Genomic DNA, 17,648 nt, shown 5'->3' with positions numbered 1-17,648 from the left:
TGGGGGCGGTGGGGCCAGTGTCGCCGGGGATCAGCCGGTGGCCAGGGCATGGGTGCGGGCCTGGTGGAAGGCGGCCCAGGGGTCCTGGCCGGTGTAGGACCAGGGGGCGCGGGTGGCGTGCGGGCCGATGCGGTGGAAGAGGGCCGCGGCCTCGGCGGGGCGGCCGGCGGCGGACATGGCGAAGGCCAGGTGGTTGAGGTCGAGGTGGCGTCTGGGGTGTTCGTCGTGCTCCCACTCCAGCCACCAGTCGAACGCGGCGCGCAGCACCCGGCGGGCGCGGGGGCCGGTCCAGTGGGCGCAGGGGGCCGGGCCGGGGACGGCCGGGGCGAGGCCGGCGGCGGCGAGGACGCGGTGGCGTTCGGCGTACGCCACGACCGGGAGGACGGCGAGCGGGCAGTCGGCGGGGGCCTCGGCCGCGGCGCGCTCGGCCGTGTCGTACGCCTCGTGGGACTCGGGGCCGCCGGGCGGGCGTTCGGCGAGGCCGGCGATGAGCAGGTGGTGGCCGTGGTGGTGCTCGGGGTGGCGGGCGCGCAGTTCCTTGAAGGCGGCGGTCAGTTCCGTCTCGGGGCCGAGGGCGCGGGCCAGCAGGAGCAGGCCGAGCCAGGGGGTGGGGTCGGCGGGCGCCAGGCCGGCGGCGGTGTGGCAGGAGGCGCGGGCGTGCTCGGGGTCCTCCTCGCCGCGCATCGCGCGGTGGACCAGGGCCAGGGCGAGCAGGGTGGCCGCGTCGGCGGAGCCGGGTTCGGCGAGCAGCCACTGGCCGGCCCGGTTGTGGGCGCCGGGGTCGGCGGCGAGCACGGTGACGCGGTGGCCCCGACGGTCCCAGTCGTCGCCGGTGTGCAGCAGCAGGGAGCGGGCGGGCTGCCGACGGCCCTGGGCCAGGGCGGCTCGCGCGGCGAGGAGTTCGGCGTCGCCTAGGGCGGCGTCGAAGGTGCCGGAGTGCTCGGGGGCGGTGCCGCCGGGCGGGTCCGAGGGGGCCCGGTCTGCGACGGGCGGGGGCGGGGTCAGGGGCACCGCAGGACTTCCTGTTTTTCGGGCTGCCATCGGCCGATCACTCACAGCAAACTCCCCGCCTAGGTATGCGTCAAGCGGAATCGAAGTGTTGCTCCGTCCAACCACCGCGGCAGCAGAGGGACTTGGGGCACAGGTGCCCTGGTCGGCGCCGGTCAGTCCGGTCCAGGGTCGTCGGGTGTGGCGTACGCCATGGCGCCGGGGGCCGGGGAGACGGAACATGACCGGGCGGTTCCCCCGAAACGTGTCCGGTTCCGGGCACTCTCCACAGTCCCGCCCTTGTGGGGCGCTACAGTCGGCCACTACGCAATCGTGGCCCGGCCGATGATCGAGGTACGCAGCGTGTCCGTTCTGGTTCTCCTCCTCGCCGTGAGTGCAGCGGCGTGCCTGGGGTTCGGGTTCGTGCTTCAGCAGAACGTCGCGCGTGAGGCGCCCCCCAGCGACTTCCTGTCCTTCCGGCTGCTGCTGGACCTGATGCGGGTGCCGCGCTGGCTGGGCGGTACCGCGCTGATGGTGGCCGGCATGGCGCTGGGCGCGGTGGCGCTCGGCAACGGCGAGATCTCGCTGGTGGAGCCACTGCTCGCCACCAACCTGCTGTTCGCGCTCGCCCTGTCCCGCCGGCAGACCGGCCAGCCGGTGGGCCGGCAGGGCTGGGCGGGTCTGGTGCTGCTGGCGGGCGGGGTGAGCACGTTCATCCTGGCGGGCCGGCCGCGCGGCGGCACCGCCGTCACCGACCCGGTGCGGCACTGGCTGATCCTCGGCGTGATGGTGGGGGTGGCGCTGGCGCTGGCCGGCTGGGCGAAACGCTCGCGGACCACCTGGAGCCCGGTGCTGCTGGCGACGGCCGCTGGGCTCCTCTACGGCGTGCAGGACGCGCTGACCCGGGTGAGCGGCATCCGCTTCCGGGAGGGCGGCTTCACCGAGCTGTTCACCGGCGGGCATCCGTACGCCGTGCTGGCGCTCGGGGTGACCGGGCTGCTGCTGGTGCAGAGCGCGTTCGAGACGGCGCCCCTGCGCATGTCGCTGCCCGCGCTGACCGCCGCCCAGCCGCTCGCGGGCATCCTGTGCGGGGTCGGCTTCCTGGGCGACCGGCTGCACACCGACACCGGGGCGCTGGCCTGGGAGGCGGCCGGGCTCGCGGCGATCGTCGGGGGCATCGTGCTGCTGGGCATGCACCCGGCGATGCCGTGCGGCACGGCCGAGGAGCGGCCGGTACGGGATCTCCAGCGGAACTGAGCTGCTTGGATGGCGGGATGAACCCCGCCGACGAGATCCTCGACATCGTGGACGAGCACGACCGTGTCGTCACCCAGGCCCCGCGCGGCGAGGCGTACGCCCGGGGGCTGCGCCACCGCTGCGTCTTCATCCAGGTCCGCGACGCCGAGGGCCGCCTCTTCGTGCACCGGCGCACCGCCACCAAGCTGGTCTTCCCCGCGCTGTACGACCTGTTCGTGGGCGGGGTGGTCGGGGCGGGCGAGTCCTACGACGAGGCGGCGCTGCGCGAGGCGGAGGAGGAGCTGGGGGTGAGCGGGCTGCCCGAGCCGACGTACCTCTTCAAGTTCCTCTACGAAGACGACAGCGAGAACGGGGCCGGGGCCGGGCTCGGCTGGTGGTCGGCGGTGTACGAGGTCCGCTGCGACCTGCCGGTGCGGCCGCAGGTGGAGGAGGTGCAGTGGCACGCCTTCCTCACCGACGAGGAGGTCGCCGCGCGGCTCGGCGAGTGGGAGTGGGTGCCGGACGGGCTGGCCGCGCACGAGCGGCTGAGGGCGTTCCGGGCGGCCGGATGACGCGCCGGTAGGGTCCGGCGTGTGAGCGAATTCGTACGCAACGTCCGGCTCTGGCTCGAACCCGAGCGGGTGCGGGACCAGGGCACCACCCCGGACTACCGGTTCTCGCTGGCCAACGAGCGGACCTTCCTGGCCTGGCTGCGGACCGCGCTGGCGCTGATCGGCGGCGGTTTCGCGGTGGACCAGTTCCTGCCGCATCTGCGCTGGGCGTGGCGGGTGGGGCTGGCGCTGGCGCTGCTGGGCGCGGGGGTGCTGTGCGCGCTGCGGGCGGTGCACCACTGGGTGCGCTGCGAGCAGGCGATGCGGCGGGGCGAGGACCTGCCGGTGTCAAGGTTCCCGGCGGTGCTGAGCCTGCTGGTGGCGGTGGTGGCCGTGGCGATGGTCGTGGTGGTGCTGGCCGGATGGGCGGGATGACCGCTCCGGCCCGGGACGCGGGGCTCCAGCCGCAGCGCACCCGGCTGGCGTGGCGGCGTACGACCCTGTCGGGCACGGTGACCGCGGTGCTGGCGATACGGGCGTCGGTGCGGGCGGCCGGCCCGCTGACCGGGGCGGTACTGGCCCTGCTGTGCTGTGTGTGCTGGCTGGCCCTTCTCGCCCTGGCCCACCTGCGCATCCGCACCCTGGCGGCGGGCCCGGTACCGCCCGCGCTCACCCCGCGCCTGGCGTGGGCGGCGACGGGGTGCGCGGTGGCGCTGGCCGTGTGCGCGGCGGTACTGGTGACCTAGTCCGCGGCCACCACGGCGGGCTCGCCGCCCGTCATCCGCACCAACTCCGCGAACGTGGTGGGGAAGACGGTGTGCGACATGCCCGCGCCCGCCCAGATCCGGCCATGCACCTCCAACGCGACGTCGACCAGCGTGCGCACCGGCCGGGGATGGCCCACGGGTGCCACACCGCCGACCTCCTGGCCGGTCACCTCGAGGACGAACGCGGGGTCGGCGCGCCGGATCCTGCCGCGCCCGACCCCGGTCAGGCGGGCCAGCAGCCGGGTGTCGACCCGGTGGGCGCCGCTGGTCAGGACGAGCAGGGGCGTGCTGTCCACGGAGAAGACCAGGCTGTTGGCGACCGCTCCCACGGTGCAGCCGAGTTGGGCGGCCGCGTCCGCCGCGGTGGGGGCCGGGGCGGGCAGTTCGACCACCTCCGCGGCACTGCCGTGCTCCCGCAGGGCGGTGCTGACCCGCCGTACTCGCTCGTGCATGAAGTTCCTTTCCCGGCAGGGGCCTTCGGTCACCGCTCCAGAGCGTGCCACTCCGGCGCGAGGACCGCCCAGACCTGCTTGTCGTGCCGCACGCCCGCGTACGGCCACGCCTCGCGCCGCACGCCCTCCAGCGTCATGCCGAGCCGCTTCGCCACCGCCGCGCTGCGGTCGTTGTCCGCCCGGCAGTGCCACTCCGCCCGGTGCAGGCCACGGGTGCCGAACGCCCAGTCCAGCAGGGCGGTGCAGGCCGGCGTGACCAGACCGTGGCCCTCGGCGGACGGCTCCAGCCAGCAGCCGATCTCGCACGAACCGAGGGCCGTGCTGAAGTCGGTGAACATCACGCCGCCGACCAGGGTGCCGTTCCGCCATATGCCGTACAGGCGTCCGCCGTCGGCGGCCTGGCGGGCCGCATATCGCTCCAGCGTGGCCCGGGCCCCCGGCACGTCCTCGGTGACGAATCCGGCGCCGACCCACGGGCGGATGTGCTCGCGGGCGCGGTCCAGGTGCGCGGCGAACTCCTCGGCGTGCCAGGGCTCCAGCGGGGCGAGGTGGGCGCCGTCGCGCAGCGGCAGCAGGAACATGTGGGCCTCCCCGTTCACGTAACAAGTGTTATGGCAATGTACCGTGGCGGCATGCCACGCACCAAGGGAGATCACGAGGCCCGTCGACGGGACGTCTCCGAGGCGGTCTGGCGGGTCATGGCCACGCGCGGCTTCGCGGGGCTGACGCTGCGCGCCGTCGCCACCGAACTCGGCGCGACCACCGGCCTGCTCACGCACTACTTCCCGACCAAGCGGGCCCTGGTCGAGTACGCCCTCGACCTGCTCGAACAGCGCACCCTCGCCCGCCCGCGCCGCTCCACCGGGCCGGGCCTCGCGGCGCTGCGGGACGCCCTGCTCGACATCCTGCCGCTGACCCCCGAAGCCGCCGACAGCAACCGCGTCTGGGTCTCCTCCTGGGACACCGCCCTGTCCGACCCCGCCCTGAGCGCCGGGCATGCCCGCAGGTACGCGGAGAGCCGCACCCGCCTGACCGAGCGCGTGGCCGCCGCCCAGGCCCTCGGCGAATTGGCCGCCGGCGACCCGGCCGGCGTCGCGACGGGCGCCCAGTCCTTCACCCTCGGCCTGGTGGTGCAGGCCCTGCTCTCCCCGGCGGAGTTCCCGCCCGAGCGGCAGGTGGAGCTGCTGGACGAGTATCTGGCGGGGCTGACCCGCCGCACCGGGTGACGGCCCGGGCCGCGGTCGGCGATCGGCCACCCGGCACGCGTCCGCATGCCACGGGTCCGTGCCGGCGACGCGTTCCCGGTCCCTACTCGCCCTGCCCGGAGACCGTGACGACGATCTTGCCTCGGGCGTGGCCCTCCTGGCTGAGTCGCTGGGCCTCGGCGGTGCGCTCCAGGGGGAAGGTCTTGTCGACGTGGACGGAGACGGCGCCCTGGTCGGCCAACTGGGAGAGCTTGGCGAGGTCCTCGGCGTCGGGGCGGACGAACCAGTAGCGGCCGCCGTACTCGGTGACGTCCGGGTCGGCGATGGAGGCGAGGCGGCCGCCGGGGGCGAGAAGCTGGGCGGAGACCTTCAGGGTCTCGCCGCCGACGGTGTCGAAGACCGCGTCCACGCCCTCGGGCGCGATGCCGCGTACGCGTTCGGCCAGGCCCTCGCCGTAAGCGACGGGTTCGCCGCCGAGGCCGCGCACATAGGCGTGGTTGCGTTCGCTCGCGGTGCCGATGACGCGGGCGCCGAGGTGGGCGGCGATCTGCACGGCGAGGGAGCCGACACCGCCGGCGGCCGCGTGGATGAGCACGGTGTCGCCCCGCTCGACCTTCAGGATCTGGACAAGGACCTGGTAGGCGGTCAGGCCCGCCAGCGGCAGCCCGGCGGCCTCCTCGAAGGAGAGCGCGGCGGGCTTGCGGGCGATGGTGCGCACGGGGGCGGCGACGTACTCGGCGAAGGTGCCGAGCGACAGCAGGTCCTCGCGGACGTACCCGATCACCTCGTCCCCCTCCGCGTACTCCACGACGGAGGCGCCGGGGCGGACCACGACGCCGCTGACGTCCCAGCCGGTGATGACGGGGAAGACGGTGTTCAGGATCGGTTCGAGGTACCCCTCGCGGCACTTCCAGTCGACCGGGTTGACCGCGGCCGCGCGCACCCGGACCAGCACCTGGTCGGGGCCCACCTTCGGCTCGGGAAGCTCGCCGTACTCCAGCACCTCGGGGCCGCCGTAGCGGCGGTAGCTGATGGCCTTCATGATCTGGACCCTCCAGGGTGTTCACCCGCCACGCAACCCCTGTGTCCCGATATGGGCGGTTCGCGGCGTTCGCACGTAGCCTGTCCGTCGTCACCCACCCCTACCCCCTTCAGTCCCCCGGAAGTGAGCACCATGACCGAACCCCACCAGGAACACGGCGCGCACGGCGGCCACAGCCACGGGCCGGGCTGCGGACACTCCGCGGTGCCGCACCACGACCACGTCGACTACGCGCACGACGGCCATCTGCACCGCGAGCACTCCGGCCACTGGGACGAGTGCGAGACCACCGGGCACACCGCGCACCCGCACCACGAGCACCTGCACCACGAGGAGTGCGGGCACGCGCGCGTGGTCCACGGCGATCACGTCGACTATCTGCACGACGGCCACCGGCACGCCGAGCACGAGGGCCACTGGGACGACCACTGAGCCTGCGCCGCGACCCGGGCGGCGGGCCCCGCGGCCGCCGCCCGGGGTGTGTCCGGTCACGTCCGGGCACGCTTTACGGTGAACACACTGGACGGCATACCGACCGGTCGGCATCATGTGACGCGTTCCTGTTCACCCGTTCGTAGGAGTGATGTATGAGCGCCGACCACCCGCCCGGACTCGATCTCGACCGGCTGCGCGCGCTGCTCGACCGTGAGCGGCCCGGCCTGGTGACCGGTCCGCTGACCGGCAGGCTGATCGAGGGCGGACGGTCGAACCTCACCTACGCCGTCACCGACGGCACCTCCCGCTGGGTCGTCCGGCGCCCTCCGCTGGGCCACGTCCTGGCCACCGCGCACGACATGCGCCGCGAGCACCGGGTGATCAGCGCCCTGCACCCCACCCGCGTGCCGGTCCCCCGGCCGGTGCTGCTGTGCGAGGACGACGAGGTGCTGGGCGCCCCGTTCTACGTGATGGAGTTCGTCGAGGGCATCCCGTACCGCACCGCGGACCAGCTCGCGCCGCTCGGTGCGGAGCGCACCCGGAACGCGGTGCTGTCGCTGGTGGACACGCTGGTCGAGCTGCACGCGGTGGACCCCGCCGAGGTGGGTCTCGCGGACTTCGGCCGGCCCGAGGGGTTCCTGGACCGCCAGCTCCGCCGCTGGGGCAAGCAGCTCGACGCCTCCCGCAACCGCGAACTGGCGGGCGTGGACGAGCTGCACGCGGCCCTCGGCCGCTCGCTGCCCACCTCCCCGGCCCCGGCCGTGGTGCACGGCGACTACCGCCTGGACAACGTGCTGATCGGCGAGGGCGACCGGATCGAGGCCATCCTCGACTGGGAGATGTCGACCCTGGGCGACCCGCTGACCGACCTGGGTCTGCTGGTGATGTACAGCCAGCCGCTCGGAATGGCCCACTCCCCCGTCTCCACCACTGCCGAGGCCCCCGGTCACCCCACGCCCGCCGAGCTGATCGAGCGGTACGCGGAGCGCTCCGGGCGGGACGTTTCCGACGTCAACTGGTACACCGCGTTCGCCTGGTTCAAGCTCGCCGTGATCCTGGAGGGCATCCACTACCGGTACACCCTCGGCCAGACGGTGGGCGGCGGCTTCGACCGCATCGGGGACCTGGTGCCCGTCTTCATCGACCACGGACTGACCACCCTTCAGGAAGGCTGAGCAGATGGACTTCGCGTTCGACACACGCACCGAGGAACTCCGGACCCGCCTCCTCACCTTCATGGACGAGTACGTGTACCCGGCGGAGAAGACCGCCGAGGAGCAGCGGGCCCTGCTGGACTCCCCCTGGGACACCCCGGCGGTGGTGGACGAGCTGAAGGCCGAGGCGCAACGGCAGGGCCTGTGGAACCTCTTCCTGCCCGACGCCGAGTACGGTGCCGGGCTGACCAACCTCCAGTACGCGCCGCTCGCCGAGATCACCGGCCGGTCCCCGCAGTTGGCGCCGACCGCGCTGAACTGCGCGGCGCCGGACACCGGGAACATGGAGGTGCTGGCGCAGTTCGGCACCGACGAGCAGAAGAAGCAGTGGCTGGAGCCGCTGCTGGCCGGGGAGATCCGGTCGGCGTTCGCCATGACCGAGCCGGAGGTGGCCTCCTCGGACGCCACCAACATCACCACGCACATCGAGCGGGACGGTGACGAGTACGTCATCACCGGGCGCAAGTGGTACATCTCCGGGGCGATGAACCCGGACTGCAAGATCTTCATCGTGATGGGCAAGACCGATCCGGACGGCGAGGACCTCCGCCGTCAGCAGTCGATGGTGCTGGTCCCGCGTGACACGCCCGGTGTGACCGTGAAGCGGGCCATGCAGGTCTTCGGGTACGAGGACCACTCGCACGGCGGGCACGCGGAGGTCGTCTTCGACCACGCGCGCGTGCCGGTGGCCAACCTGGTGGGCGAGGAGGGCGGCGGCTTCGCCATCGCGCAGGCCCGGCTCGGTCCGGGGCGCATCCACCACTGCATGCGGCTGATCGGCATGGCGGAGCGGGCCATCGAGCTGATGTGCCGGCGAGCGGTGTCCCGTACCGCGTTCGGCAAGCCGCTGGCGCAGCAGGGCGTGGTGCAGAACTGGATCGCGGACGCGCGGGTGACGGTGGAGCAGCTCCGGCTGCTGGTGCTGAAGACGGCCTGGCTGATGGACACCGTGGGCAACCGGGGCGCGCACACCGAGATCCAGGCCATCAAGATCGCCACTCCGCGCGCGGTGGTGGAGATCCTGGACCGGGCGATCCAGTTGCACGGCGCGGGCGGGGTGAGCCAGGACTTCCCGCTGGCCGACCTGTACGCGGGCGCCCGCACGCTGATGCTGGCGGACGGCCCGGACGAGGTGCACCAGCGTTCGCTGGCCCGGCGTGAGCTGAGGAAGTACCTGTAGCGGAACCGCAGTGGTAAGGGGCGCCTGCCGTTGCGGGCGCCCCTTACGCGTGGGCTCAGGGGCGCAGGGCGCGCAGCAGGAGGTCGGCGAGGTGGTCGGCGACCTGCTGGGGGGTGAGCGGGCCCTTGGGGCGGTACCAGGTCGAGAGGTGGTGGACCGAGCCGAAGTGGTAGTCCACGACGAGGTCGGCCGGGGTGGCGGTGGAGAACACGCCCTCGCGCTGGCCCTCTTCGATGAGCGCGCGGAACCGTTCGTGGTAGCGGCGGCGTTCGGCGCGGACCTGCTTGTTCTTCTCCGGGCTGAGGTGGTGCATCGAGCGGAAGAAGATCATCGCGTCGTCGAGGTTCTCGATGGTGGTGACGACGACGTCGGCGGCCGCGTCCCGCACCCGCTTCTCCACCGGCTCGTCGGCGTCCGCGAAGGCGTCCAGACGGTCCTGCTGGAGGCGCAGCACGCGCGCGTAGACCTCGTGCAGAAGGTCGTCCTTGGAGCCGAAGTAGTGGTAGAGCGCGCCCTTGGTGACTCCGGCGGCCTCGACGATCTCCTGCACGGAGGTGCGGTCGTAGCCCTGGTCGGCGAAGAGGCGGGTCGCGGCGTCCAGCAGCCGCCGCGGGACGGGCGTGGCGTCTCCGTCCGTGGTCCTGGGCACTGCCGCCACCTGCCTTTCCGTCGGGTCCGCCGACTGTCGTCACCTGGCGCGGGAACGCGTCCCCGCCGGAGGATCTTCCCATCCCGCGCCGGGCGCGGACGGCCGGGGCCGGATCAGCGGGAATCCTCCCAGGCCCGCTGGAGCCGGTTCATGCCGCCCAGCCACTTGTCCGGGTGGGCCGCGCGGGCCTGGTAGTACTCGGCCACCTCGGGGTGCGGCAGGATCAGGAAGCGGTCCTCGGCCATGCCCGCGAAGAGCGCGTCCGCGACCTCGGCGGGTTCGATCGCGGTCGGCTGGAGCACCAGGTCGCCGGCGCTGCCGGTGGCGGACAGCATGTCGGTGCGCACGCCCTGCGGGCAGATGGCGTGCACCTTGACGCCCCGGTGGCGGTAGGTGAGGGACAGCCACTCGGCGAAGGCCAGCGCGCCGTGCTTGGTGACGCTGTAGGAGGGCGCGCCGATCATGGTGAGCAGTCCGGCGGCGGAGACGGTGGAGACGAACCGGCCGCCGCCGCGCTCCAGCCAGTCGGGCAGCAGGTCGTGGGCGGCGCGGACGTGGGCCATGACGTTGACGTCCCAGGACACCGCCCAGGAGCGCTCGTCCAGCGAGCCGCCGGGGGTGCCGTCCTCGAAGGCGACGCCCGCGTTGGCGCAGTACACGTCGATGGTGCCGCCGAGCGCCGCGCGGGCCTCGGCCACGATCCCGGAGGCGTCGCCGGGTACGGCGGTGGCGCCGATCTCCTCGGCCACCGCCTTGGCCTTGTCGGCGTCGAGGTCGTTGACGACGACACGGGCGCCCTCGGCGGCGAACCGGCGGGCGAGAGCCGCCCCGATCCCCCCGCCCGCCCCGGTGACGACGACTCCGGCGTCCTGCACGGCTTCCACCAGCGGCCTCCTTCGAGCTGTGGCTGTGCGCGGCGGTCACGCCGCCGCGGCGCCAGACTAACCAGTCGGTATGCCGGAGGGAAGGGGAATCCCCGACGGTCCCCGGTCCGGCGCGTTCCCTGCCGGGCCGCCAGGCGCTAGCGTCCCCGTGGTCATGACACCCGCCGCGCTCACGGAGGTCCCCGTATGACGCTGTCCAGACGGAGCATGCTCGCCACCACCGCCACGGCCGCCGTCGGGGCCGCGGTCCCGGCCCCCGCTTCGGACACGGGTGCGGGGCACGGGGTGCGCACCGGGTTCGAGCGGCTGGCCGCCGACGGTTACGCGCCGCTGGCCGGCCGCAAGGTCGGGATCGTCACCAACCCGACCGGGATCACGCGCGACGTCCGGCACATCGTGGACGTGATGCACGCCGACTCCCGGGTGCGGCTGACCGCCGTCTTCGGCCCCGAGCACGGCTTCCGGGGCACCGCCCAGGCGGGCGGCTCCGAGGGGCGCTACGACGACCCGGCGACCGGACTGCCGGTGTACGACACGTATCTGAAGAGCGGCACCCAGCTCGCCGACGTCTTCACCGCCTCCGGGGTGGACACGGTCGTCTTCGACATCCAGGACGCGGGCGCCCGCTTCTACACGTACATCTGGACGCTGTACGACTGCATGGAGGGGGCGGCGCTGGCGGGCAAGCGGTTCATGGTGCTGGACCGCCCGAACCCGGTGACCGGACGGGCGGCCCTCGGGCCGGTGCTGCACGAGGAGTTCGCCACGTTCGTCGGCCGGCGGCCGATCGCGCAGGCGCACGGGATGACGGTCGCGGAGCTGGCCCGGCTGTTCAACGGGGAGTTCCTGGACAAGCCGGTGCCGCTGGAGACGGTGACGATGACCGGCTGGCGGCGCGGGATGTTCTTCGACGACTGCGGGCTGCCCTGGGTGCCGCCGAGCCCGAACATGCCGACCCCGGACACCGCCCTGGTCTACTCCGGGACCTGTCTGTTCGAAGGCACCAACCTCTCCGAGGGCCGGGGCACCACCCGCCCCTTCGAACTCCTCGGCGCGGAGGGCGTCGACGGGCGCTGGGCGGAGGAGGCGAACAAGGCCGGGCTGCCGGGGGTGCGGTTCCGGGAGGCGTACTTCGCGCCGACGTTCTCCAAGTTCCAGGGGAAGACGGTCGGCGGGGTGCAGCTCCATGTGCACGATCCGGCGGCCTTCGACCCGGTGCTGACCGGGGTGGCGCTGCTGGTGACGGCGCGGCGGGTGTGGGACGGCTTCGCGTGGCGGCCGGACAACTGGATCGACAAGCTGACCGGTTCGGAGCGGGTGCGCACGATGATCGACGCCGGGGCCGACGCGGACGAGGTGGCCGCCGCCTGGCACGGGGAGCTGGCGTCCTTCCGCCGGGTGCGGGGGCGGTACCTGATGTACCGCTGAGCGCGGCGGCCCCCGTGCGGGAGCCGCCGCCTCCGGGCCGTCAGCGGTGCGAGGTGTACTCCACGACCTGCTGGTAGGTCGGCCGGTTCTGCCAACTGATGTTGCCGTGCTTGATGCCGCCCAGGGTGCGCTGCTGGATCGAGTCGGCGCACCACTGGTCCCCGGCCGAGCACAGGTCGTCGCCCGGATAGACCTGGGCGGCGGTGAGCCCGGCGGCCTGCTTCAGCGTGCCGAGCAGGGCGTCCCGGCAGGCGGTGAGGCTGCCGTCGCCGCAGTACTTGCGGCCGAGACCGCCCTGTACGGGCTCACCGAGCACCGCCCGTATGTCCTTGTCGACATAGCTCCACCAGCCGTACTGGAAGGAGCTTCCGGCGTGGGAGCCGGTCGGGCCGTGTCCGGCGGAGGGTGCCTCGTCCACGGGGAGGTTGGCGGTGAAGGCGCCGTACAGGCCGCTGCCGAGGCCGGGTTCGAACTCGGCCTTCACCAGCAGCGGCCACCAGGCGTCCAGGATGCGGATCGCGTCGGCGTCGGCGTACTTCTTCGACCCCGCCGACGTCTCGGTGCGCCTGGCACCCGCGTTGAGCCACGTCTGGAGTTTGGTCGCGGCCGCCGCTGCCGTCGGGTCGCTCACCGGCGTGGAGTTGACGACCTTCAGCAGCTTGGGCAGGACGTCCTCGGCGCGCAGGTCGGCCAGGGCCGCGTCCGCCATGGCCTGCACCAGCTTGGTCCGGGTGACCCCGCCCTGCGCGACCAGTTTGCTCACCCGGTCGTCGAGGAGATCGCCCCGGTGCACCGAACCCTCGCCCCAGGGCGCGGCGGTGTACGCCTCGGCCTGCTTGTTGTTCCAGGAGATGTAGTAGTCCTGGTCGATGGAGTTGGGGTGCGCACTGGCCGGGGTGTAGTCGGCGGTGTTGGCGGCCGGGTCCCAGTTCCGCCACTCGTAGGCGGGCTGGGCCCACACCGGGAACTCGGCGTCGACACCGGCCGCGCGGACCGGGTTGTCGCCGCTGTTGTAGTACGCGGTGTGCGCGGAGTCGGCGTAGAACCAGTTGAAGGTGAAGTTGATGTGCTGGGCGGCCTTCTGGAAGTCCTCGGGGCCCTTCACATAGCCGGGGTCGTTGAGCATCTGGAAGCCGATGATGGAGTCGGCCTCGTGCAGGTAGGAGGAGCGCAGGGTGGTGTAGGCGACCTTCTTCCCGCCGACGGTCGCCCGGTACTGCACGGGCCCGTACTTGGTCCGCCACACGCGCATGGCGTACGAACCGGCGGCGGTGCCGTCGGCCACGGTGGGCTTCCAGGCGTTCTTGCGCTCGACCTGCTCCATCGCGGTGCAGGTGCCCCGGTAGAGGTAGTGGTGGTCGTCCTGGCACAGCTCGACGGCGTAGGTGTCGATGATGTCCTGGCCGGAGGTGGTGGCGCTCCAGGAGTAGTCCTGGCCGCGGCCGAGTTCGACGTACATGCTCAGGCCCGCGAAGGAGGCGCCGCGGGCGCTGATGCCGGGGCCCTGGATCTCCTGGAGCATCAGGAGCTGCGGGGCGAAGTAGCCGGTCTGCGGGCCGAAGACGGCGACCGGGTGGCCGCTCGCGGTGTGCTTGCCGCTGACCACCAGGGCGTTGGACATGCCGCGCCGGGCGGAGCTGAGCGTGTCCTTGGCGGCGGCGGTGGAGGAGCTCTTGGCGCTCGCGGTGCCCGCGCTGCCGGTGCGGTCGTGGACCAGCGGTTCCTGGGTGACCGAGCCGGCGTCGGGCAGGGCCCGGCCCTGGGGGCTGTCGGGACGGGTGGCGTAGGGGAAGCGCTGTCCGTCGTGGAGGGTGAGGACGGCCTCGGGGTCGTTGCGCATCCGGAAGGACTCCCAGACGCGGGTGCCCTCCTCCACGCCGTACTTGGACTGGGCGGCGATCAGGGAGAGGGCGTTGTTCACCTCCCCGCCCCCGCCGGAGCCGAACAGCGTGCCGACGACCGAGGCGAGCGCCACCAGGTCGGTGACCTTGAAGTGGTCGATGGTGCCGGCGTTGGTGATGGAGTCCTTGTGGCCGGTGAGGACGTACTCGCCGGGGAAGTAACGGCCGCTGTCGGAGGCGTCGATGTAGGCGTTGATGCCGTCCAGGTAGGCGGTGACGTCGGCGAGGGCCTGCTGCCCGCGCTCGCCGTTACGGGCCACGGCGCCGTCGATCTGCGCCTGGAGGTCGGCCTCGGTGTAGGGCGCCTGGCGGTAGAACTCCTGCTCCAGGCCCTGGTTGGCGGGGGCGCCGCCGGCGAAGCCGGTCAACTGGCCCCGGCCCACGTGCCGGAACACGTCCATCAGCCAGAGCCGGTCCTGTCCGGCCGCGTATCCGGCGCCGAACTCGGTGCCGTAGCGGGTGGTGCCGGTGATGTGGGGCACACCGGTCTTCCTGTCCCGGACGATCGTGACGTCGGTGCGCCCGGCGGGCTTCTCGGTGGAGGCGACCTGGTCGGCGGGGACGCCGAAGGAGGCGTCGTCGAAAAAGTTGTTGATCTTCGCGTCGGTCAGGCCGGGGTGGCCGGTGGCGAGATTGGCGTAGGGGCCGAGCTGGTCCTCGGCGTGGGCCGGCTGGGTGCCGAAAGCCTGGTTGAGCAGGATCTGCGCCAGGGTGGCATTGCCGTTCTCACCCGGCGGAAGGATGTCCGAACACTGGCCGGAACAGTAGTCGTTCGTCGCGGTGGGAGCGCTTGTGGCGGCCGCCGCCTGACCGAGTGGTGAAAGACAACCGGCGATCAGGACGCATATCGAGGCCGTCTTCAGGAACCCGGAGAGTGTGCGAGGAGTTCTGAGTCTGTCGGACAACACGTTACGTGGGGTGCGCCGTGGCATGGCAGCTCCTCCCGACGGGGGTGGGCCGGACGTTACCGCCGGTATCCCCGCGAAGGAAGGTGAACATGCGTCAAGTTCCGCCGCCACTCGGGCCGATGCCCGGCGGTCAACACGGAACGCGTTATGGGAGGCCATCGGAAATCGGATGGAGCCGGATCGGCCCGCGACACGTCTATCCGGCGACGTCGCGCGACAGCCGTACGGCGACGCCGAGGTGACCGAAGAGCGGACACAGGTGTGACGGAGGTGCAGGGCGATGGCCGGATTCCGAAGTCTGGCGAGACAGGTGCGCGATCCGCGATGCGATCTGGCGCTGCGGCGCTACTCACTGCGTAAGTGCCTGGAGCGGTTCGCTCCTTACGGGCACCGGGCGACCTGGGACCATCTGTGCGGGCGGGCCGGTTTCGGCCCGGAGGACCGCTCCCCCGACCCGGCGCGGCTCGTGGCCGCACTGGTGGAGCTGGAGCAGGCGCGCGCGGTGTGGCTGACCTACGAGGCCGATTTCGCGGAACGCCGGAAGAAGGAGAAGCACGACGGCCTGCGCAGGCCGGGCAGTGTCGACGACTGGCACCGGATGACCTGGGGCGGCTTCGGTGTCGCCTGGTGCGACGACCCGCGGCTGCACCCCCGTGAGCCGCTGGCCGACGTACTGCACCGGCTCATCAGCGCCCTGGAGCGCCGGCCGGGCTCGGTGTGCCCGGTGTGCGACGGCGAGCGCCTGGTGTGGCGGTACGGCCTCGATCACGAGCCGTCGGCCGGGCCGGTGTGCGCGGACTGCGGCATCCTGGTGCCGCGCCCGGTGCTCACCGAGGGCGCGCTGGCCTCGGCTCGGCGGGAGCGGCTGCTGATGTCGGCCTGACCGGGTGCGGCACCATGGTCCGGTGCAGGTCTGTCTGAACGGGAGCAGAACGGCGGCGGACGGGGCGCAAGTCCCGCTGACGCCACAGGAGTTGGCACGGTCGGCCGCGGAGGCGGTCGCCGCCGGGGCCACGGAGGTGCATGCGCATCCCCGGACGCCGTGCGGGCGGGAGTCCCTGTCCGCACGCGTCGTCGGGCCTGTGGTGGAGGCGCTGCGCGGGCGGGCCGGGGTGCCGGTCGGGGTGACCACCGGCGCCTGGGCCGAACCTGATCCGGCCGAGCGGCTGGAGCGGGTGCGCTCCTGGTCGGTGCTGCCCGACTTCGCCTCGGTCAACTGGCACGAGCCGGGCGCCGAGGAACTGGTGGAGCTACTGCTGGCGCGGGGTGTCGGGGTCGAGGCGGGCATCTGGTCCGGCACCGAGGGCGCGGCGCGCTTCGCGGCCTCGCCGCTGGGGCCGCGTGTGCTGCGGGTGCTGGCGGAGGTGACGGACACCGACTCGGCCACCGCCGAGGCGTCGGCGCACGCCCTGCTGGCCGAGCTGGGCACGGCCCACGGCCGGCCCGTCCTGCTGCACGGCGAGGACGGCGGCGCGTGGCCGGTGCTGCGGCTGGCCGGCCGGCTGGGCCTGGCGACCCGCATCGGGCTGGAGGACACGCTGCTCCTCCCCGACGGTGAACGTGCGCTTTCCAACGCCGAGTTGGTGGCGGCGGGGCTGGCGGAGCACGGGACTCAGCGCGACCAGTAGGGGTCGTTCCAGCGCGCATCGTAGGGCAGCGCGAGCAGACGGGCGCGCTCGGCGAGATCCGACTGGCCACGCGTGCGCAGCCGTTCGGGGGCGTGTCCGGCCAGCCAGGTCTGGAGTTCCGTACGGGCGCGGGCCTCGTCGTCCGGGCGCCACCAGGTGAACGGCCAGCGGTCGACGAGCAGATCTTGCATCCACCAATCCACACACTCGGCGAGATGCGCGTCGGCCTCGGGTCCGGCCTCCCACATCGCCAACAGCGGCGCCGCCTCGCCCAGTACGGAGCAGCAGGTCTCGAACATGTCCTGGACCGGGTAGGGCGGCTCGGCGGCGCCGAGCGCCGCCCGCCACCAGGCGCCGACGAACGTCTCGACCGCCCGTGCCTGCGCGTCGGACCAGGAGCGCCAGTCCACCCGACTCAGCCCGTGCGGCGCCCATCCGGGCTCCTCCAGGGTGCCGTCCGCCATGGCGTGCGCGCACTGCGGCAGCAGGCGGCGCATCGCGGCGGCGTGGTCGGCGAAGTGCTGCGGCGATCTGTACAGGAAGTGGCTCACCAGCTCGGGTTGGAACGGGGGTGGACGGGGTGCGCAGAAACACGGCGGCCTCGGCCGTGCAGCAGTGGCGGGCGCAGCCGGCCTCGGCCCGGCTCGCCTCGCCGTTGAAGACGACGTCGATCTCGGCGAGCGCGGCGGTGAGTTCAGGGGTGTGCACGCGGCCCGCGCTCCTCCCGCATCAGGCGGGACCCGGCACCGCGTTCGCCGAAGACGTCGTCCGGGTTGGACAGCACGCAGGTGGCCAGGGAGAGGCAGCCGCAGCCGATGCAGTCGGTGAGGTGGTCGCGCAGCCGGTTGAGCTGGTTGATCCGGTCGTCCAGCTCCGAGCGCCACGCCTCGGAGAGCCGGGCCCAGTCCGCGCGGGTCGGGGTGCGTTCCTCGGGCAGCTCGGCGAGGGCCTCGCGGATGGTGGCGAGCGGGATGCCGACCCGCTGGGCGGCGCGCACGAAGGCGACCCGGCGCAGGGTGTCGCGGGTGTAGCGGCGCTGGTTGCCGGAGGTGCGGCGGCTGCTGATCAGGCCCTTGGACTCGTAGAAGTGCAGGGCGGAGACGGCAGCGCCGCTGCGCGCGGACAACTGGCCGACGGTCAGCTCGTGGATCTTCTCGGGAAGCTGGGGCACCGTCCCGAGC

Annotated in this window: 20 protein-coding genes; 11 read left to right on the top strand and 9 right to left on the bottom strand. The window is 73.0% G+C overall.

Annotated features, from left to right (window positions below):
* Positions 1-30: 30 nt before the first annotated feature.
* Positions 31-1,005 (bottom strand): hypothetical protein, encoded by a 975-nt coding sequence (locus OG448_RS24455; RefSeq protein ID WP_405558939.1) that lies wholly within the window; start codon positions 1,003-1,005, stop codon positions 31-33.
* Between the two features lie 345 nt (positions 1,006-1,350).
* Here OG448_RS24455 and OG448_RS24450 point away from each other — a divergent pair, with 345 nt between their 5' ends.
* The 4 genes from OG448_RS24450 to OG448_RS24435 are packed head-to-tail and all read left to right on the top strand — an operon-like array spanning position 1,351 to position 3,520.
* Entirely contained in the window at positions 1,351-2,244 is an 894-nt protein-coding gene (locus OG448_RS24450; RefSeq protein WP_405556887.1) for a DMT family transporter, read from the top strand.
* A 17-nt stretch (positions 2,245-2,261) separates the two neighbouring features.
* Positions 2,262-2,795 (top strand): NUDIX hydrolase, encoded by a 534-nt coding sequence (locus OG448_RS24445; RefSeq protein ID WP_405556885.1) that lies wholly within the window; start codon positions 2,262-2,264, stop codon positions 2,793-2,795.
* Between the two features lie 21 nt (positions 2,796-2,816).
* Positions 2,817-3,209, top strand: coding sequence for a YidH family protein (locus OG448_RS24440; RefSeq protein WP_030812598.1), 393 nt, complete (start codon positions 2,817-2,819; stop codon positions 3,207-3,209).
* Positions 3,197-3,520 (top strand): DUF202 domain-containing protein, encoded by a 324-nt coding sequence (locus tag OG448_RS24435; RefSeq protein WP_405556884.1) that lies wholly within the window; start codon positions 3,197-3,199, stop codon positions 3,518-3,520. Before OG448_RS24440 ends, OG448_RS24435 begins: the two co-directional genes overlap by 13 nt.
* On the opposite strand, the gene OG448_RS24430 is transcribed toward OG448_RS24435, so the two are convergent.
* Complete coding sequence (locus OG448_RS24430; protein WP_405556882.1) at positions 3,517-3,993, bottom strand: YbaK/EbsC family protein; 477 nt, start codon at positions 3,991-3,993, stop codon at positions 3,517-3,519. The genes OG448_RS24435 and OG448_RS24430 overlap by 4 nt on opposite strands.
* Positions 3,994-4,022: 29 nt before the next feature.
* Positions 4,023-4,574 (bottom strand): GNAT family N-acetyltransferase, encoded by a 552-nt coding sequence (locus tag OG448_RS24425; protein ID WP_405558937.1) that lies wholly within the window; start codon positions 4,572-4,574, stop codon positions 4,023-4,025.
* 51 nt (positions 4,575-4,625) lie between these two features.
* Here OG448_RS24425 and OG448_RS24420 point away from each other — a divergent pair, with 51 nt between their 5' ends.
* Entirely contained in the window at positions 4,626-5,219 is a 594-nt protein-coding gene (locus tag OG448_RS24420) for a TetR/AcrR family transcriptional regulator (protein ID WP_405556881.1), read from the top strand.
* Between the two features lie 82 nt (positions 5,220-5,301).
* On the opposite strand, the gene OG448_RS24415 is transcribed toward OG448_RS24420, so the two are convergent.
* Positions 5,302-6,240: an NADP-dependent oxidoreductase gene (locus OG448_RS24415; RefSeq protein WP_405556879.1), complete on the bottom strand. Its 939-nt coding sequence runs from the start codon at positions 6,238-6,240 to the stop codon at positions 5,302-5,304.
* Between the two features lie 132 nt (positions 6,241-6,372).
* Here OG448_RS24415 and OG448_RS24410 point away from each other — a divergent pair, with 132 nt between their 5' ends.
* The 3 genes from OG448_RS24410 (at position 6,373) to OG448_RS24400 (ending at position 9,069) form a co-directional block, all read left to right on the top strand.
* Positions 6,373-6,672 carry a hypothetical protein gene (locus OG448_RS24410; RefSeq protein WP_405556878.1) on the top strand — a complete coding sequence of 100 codons (300 nt, stop codon included), beginning with the start codon at positions 6,373-6,375 and terminating at the stop codon, positions 6,670-6,672.
* 155 nt (positions 6,673-6,827) lie between these two features.
* Positions 6,828-7,850, top strand: a complete 1,023-nt coding sequence (locus tag OG448_RS24405) for a phosphotransferase family protein (protein ID WP_405556876.1) — start codon at positions 6,828-6,830, stop codon at positions 7,848-7,850.
* Between the two features lie 4 nt (positions 7,851-7,854).
* Positions 7,855-9,069 (top strand): acyl-CoA dehydrogenase family protein, encoded by a 1,215-nt coding sequence (locus tag OG448_RS24400; RefSeq protein WP_405556875.1) that lies wholly within the window; start codon positions 7,855-7,857, stop codon positions 9,067-9,069.
* 55 nt (positions 9,070-9,124) lie between these two features.
* Here OG448_RS24400 and OG448_RS24395 read toward each other — a convergent pair whose 3' ends face one another.
* Positions 9,125-9,718: a TetR/AcrR family transcriptional regulator gene (locus OG448_RS24395; RefSeq protein WP_030812571.1), complete on the bottom strand. Its 594-nt coding sequence runs from the start codon at positions 9,716-9,718 to the stop codon at positions 9,125-9,127.
* Between the two features lie 113 nt (positions 9,719-9,831).
* Positions 9,832-10,605, bottom strand: coding sequence for an SDR family oxidoreductase (locus tag OG448_RS24390; protein ID WP_405558935.1), 774 nt, complete (start codon positions 10,603-10,605; stop codon positions 9,832-9,834).
* 183 nt (positions 10,606-10,788) lie between these two features.
* Between OG448_RS24390 and OG448_RS24385 the strand changes: the two genes are divergently transcribed.
* Positions 10,789-12,030 (top strand): exo-beta-N-acetylmuramidase NamZ domain-containing protein, encoded by a 1,242-nt coding sequence (locus OG448_RS24385; RefSeq protein ID WP_405556872.1) that lies wholly within the window; start codon positions 10,789-10,791, stop codon positions 12,028-12,030.
* A 40-nt stretch (positions 12,031-12,070) separates the two neighbouring features.
* On the opposite strand, the gene OG448_RS24380 is transcribed toward OG448_RS24385, so the two are convergent.
* Complete coding sequence (locus OG448_RS24380) at positions 12,071-14,863, bottom strand: penicillin acylase family protein (protein WP_405556871.1); 2,793 nt, start codon at positions 14,861-14,863, stop codon at positions 12,071-12,073.
* A gap of 256 nt (positions 14,864-15,119) precedes the next feature.
* Here OG448_RS24380 and OG448_RS24375 point away from each other — a divergent pair, with 256 nt between their 5' ends.
* Together OG448_RS24375 and OG448_RS24370 are read left to right on the top strand one after the other, a co-directional pair.
* Complete coding sequence (locus OG448_RS24375) at positions 15,120-15,722, top strand: hypothetical protein (RefSeq protein ID WP_350903120.1); 603 nt, start codon at positions 15,120-15,122, stop codon at positions 15,720-15,722.
* Between the two features lie 22 nt (positions 15,723-15,744).
* Positions 15,745-16,467 (top strand): 3-keto-5-aminohexanoate cleavage protein, encoded by a 723-nt coding sequence (locus tag OG448_RS24370; RefSeq protein ID WP_405556869.1) that lies wholly within the window; start codon positions 15,745-15,747, stop codon positions 16,465-16,467.
* Here OG448_RS24370 and OG448_RS24365 read toward each other — a convergent pair.
* Positions 16,452-17,018: a hypothetical protein gene (locus tag OG448_RS24365; RefSeq protein ID WP_405556868.1), complete on the bottom strand. Its 567-nt coding sequence runs from the start codon at positions 17,016-17,018 to the stop codon at positions 16,452-16,454. The genes OG448_RS24370 and OG448_RS24365 overlap by 16 nt on opposite strands.
* A gap of 143 nt (positions 17,019-17,161) precedes the next feature.
* Positions 17,162-17,638, bottom strand: coding sequence for a redox-sensitive transcriptional activator SoxR (soxR, locus tag OG448_RS24360; protein WP_359705341.1), 477 nt, complete (start codon positions 17,636-17,638; stop codon positions 17,162-17,164).
* Positions 17,639-17,648: the final 10 nt, after the last annotated feature.

Origin of the sequence: Streptomyces sp. NBC_01171 (assembly GCF_045039805.1) — a bacterium.
Classification (GTDB): Bacteria; Actinomycetota; Actinomycetes; order Streptomycetales; family Streptomycetaceae; genus Streptomyces.
This window is presented reverse-complemented; position numbering and strand designations above follow the sequence as displayed.